Annotated in this window: 2 protein-coding genes; both read left to right on the forward strand. The window is 71.0% G+C overall.

The window, feature by feature from the left end; translation table 11 throughout:
* Positions 1–81 precede the first annotated feature (81 nt).
* Positions 82–1,101, forward strand: coding sequence for a biotin synthase BioB (bioB, locus tag K0M70_RS12445; RefSeq protein WP_290782409.1), 1,020 nt, complete (start codon positions 82–84; stop codon positions 1,099–1,101).
* Between the two features lies 1 nt (position 1,102).
* Positions 1,103–2,107 (forward strand): 8-amino-7-oxononanoate synthase (locus K0M70_RS12450; RefSeq protein ID WP_290782410.1); only part of this gene is annotated, 1,005 nt, incomplete at its 3' end.

A 2,107-nucleotide genomic window follows, 5' to 3' on the forward strand; every position in this document is an offset into this window, starting at 1 on the left:
GGGCCGGGCGTTTGGTTGACAGGGCTGGGCATGCTCACCAGACTCCTTGATTCCATTGCCTTCCGCCGTCAGGGTTCGACCATGCCTGCTGTCATCCGCCACGACTGGACGCGCGACGAAGTCCTCGCCCTGTTCGACCTGTCTTTCCCCGAGCTGATGGCCCGCGCCGGCGCCACGCACCGCGAGCGCTTCGACCCGACCCAGGTGCAGGTGTCCACCCTGCTGTCGGTGAAGACCGGCGGCTGCCCCGAAGACTGCGCCTACTGCCCGCAGGCCGCGCGCTACGACACCGGCGTGCAGGCCCAGAAGCTGATGGACCTGGACGAAGTGATGGACAAGGCCCGCGCCGCCAAGGCCGCCGGCGCGTCGCGCTTCTGCATGGGTGCCGCCTGGCGCAGCCCCAAGGACCGCGACATCCCCAAGGTGGCCGCGATGATCAGCGGCGTGAAGGCCCTGGGCCTGGAAACCTGCGCCACCCTGGGCATGCTCAAGGGCAGCCAGGCCCAGGCGCTGCGCGACGCGGGCCTGGACTACTACAACCACAATCTCGACACCGCGCCCGAGTTCTACGGCGACGTCATCCAGACCCGCGAATACCAGGACCGCCTGGACACCCTGGAACACGTGCGCGACGCCGGCATGAAAACCTGCTGCGGCGGCATCGTCGGCATGGGCGAATCGCGCAGCCAGCGCGCCGGCCTGCTGCAGGCGCTGGCCAACCTGCCGGCGCATCCCGATTCGGTGCCGATCAACCGGCTGGTGCAGGTGGAAGGCACGCCGCTCAAGGGCACCGCGCTGCTGGACCCGTTCGAGTTCGTGCGCACCATCGCCGTGGCCCGCCTGCTGATGCCGGCCGCGATGGTGCGGCTGTCGGCGGGGCGCGCTGAAATGAACGACGAACTGCAGGCCCTGTGCTTCCTGGCCGGCGCCAATTCGATCTTCTACGGCGAAAAGCTGCTGACCACCGGCAACCCCGACGTCGAGGCCGACCAGGCGCTGTTCAAGCGCCTGGGCCTGGTGCCGATGCCGCTGGTGCAGGAATACGACACCAACACCGTGCACGCCGACATCGTCGTGCCCGCCACCACCTGCGCCGCCTGACGTGGCCCGCACCCGCCTCGCCGATCGCCTTGCCGTTGCCCGTGCCGAGCGCAAGGCCGCGGCGGCCACGCGGGTCCGGCGCGCCGTGGAAGCGCGCGAAGGTGCCCAGGTGCTGGTGGATGGCCGCCAGCTCACCAGCTTCTGCGGCAACGATTACCTGGGCCTGAGCCAGCACCTGGACGTGGTGGCCGCGCTGCAGGAAGCCGCGGCCTGGCACGGCGTGGGCAGCACCGGCTCGGCCGGCGTCAGCGGCCACCATGGCGAACACGTCGCCCTGGAAAGCGAAATGGCGCAGTGGCTGGGCTACGAGCGCGGCCTGCTGTTCGGCAGTGGCTACCTGGCCAACCTGGCGGTGATGCAGTCGCTGCTGGGCGAAGGCGACACCTGCGTGCAGGACAAACTCAACCACGCCTGCCTGATCGACGGCGCGCGCCTGTCGGGCTGCGAGCTCAAGCGCTATCCGCACCGCGACGTGGAAGCGGCGCTGCGCCAGCTGATGTCGCGGCGCGAAGGCGCCGCCATCCTGGCCACCGACGGCGTCTTCAGCATGGACGGCGACCAGGCCCCGCTGGCCGACCTGGCCCTGGTGGCGCGAACGCAGGACGCGACGCTGTTCGTGGACGACGCGCACGGCATCGGCGTGCTGGGTCCGGAAGGCCGCGGCAGCCTGGCGGTGGCCGGACTGGGCGCGCGCGAAGTGCCGCTGCTGCTGGTGCCGCTGGGCAAGGCTTTCGGCGGCCAGGGCGCCATGCTGCTGGGCAGCGACAGCGTGGTCGGGCACGTGGCTGAAACCGCGCGCCCTTATCTGTTTTCCACCGCGCCGGCACCGGCGATGGCGGCCGCCATGCGCGCCAGCCTGCGCCTGATCCGCAGCGAATCCTGGCGGCGCGCGAAGCTGGCCTCCCTGGTGGCGCGGTTTCGCCGCGGCGCGGCGGCCCAGGGCCAGGCGCAGGATGAAACGTTAACGCCGCACCCGCCGATGGTGCTGGGCGCCCACCCCCCCCCC

Source organism: Arenimonas sp. (assembly GCF_019459675.1).
GTDB lineage: Bacteria > Pseudomonadota > Gammaproteobacteria > Xanthomonadales > Xanthomonadaceae > Arenimonas.

Excerpts from the sequence above, each read along its gene's own strand:
- bioB (WP_290782409.1), top strand. The coding sequence starts at position 82 with ATGCCTGCTGTCATCCGCCACGACTGGACGCGCGACGAAGTCCTCGCC.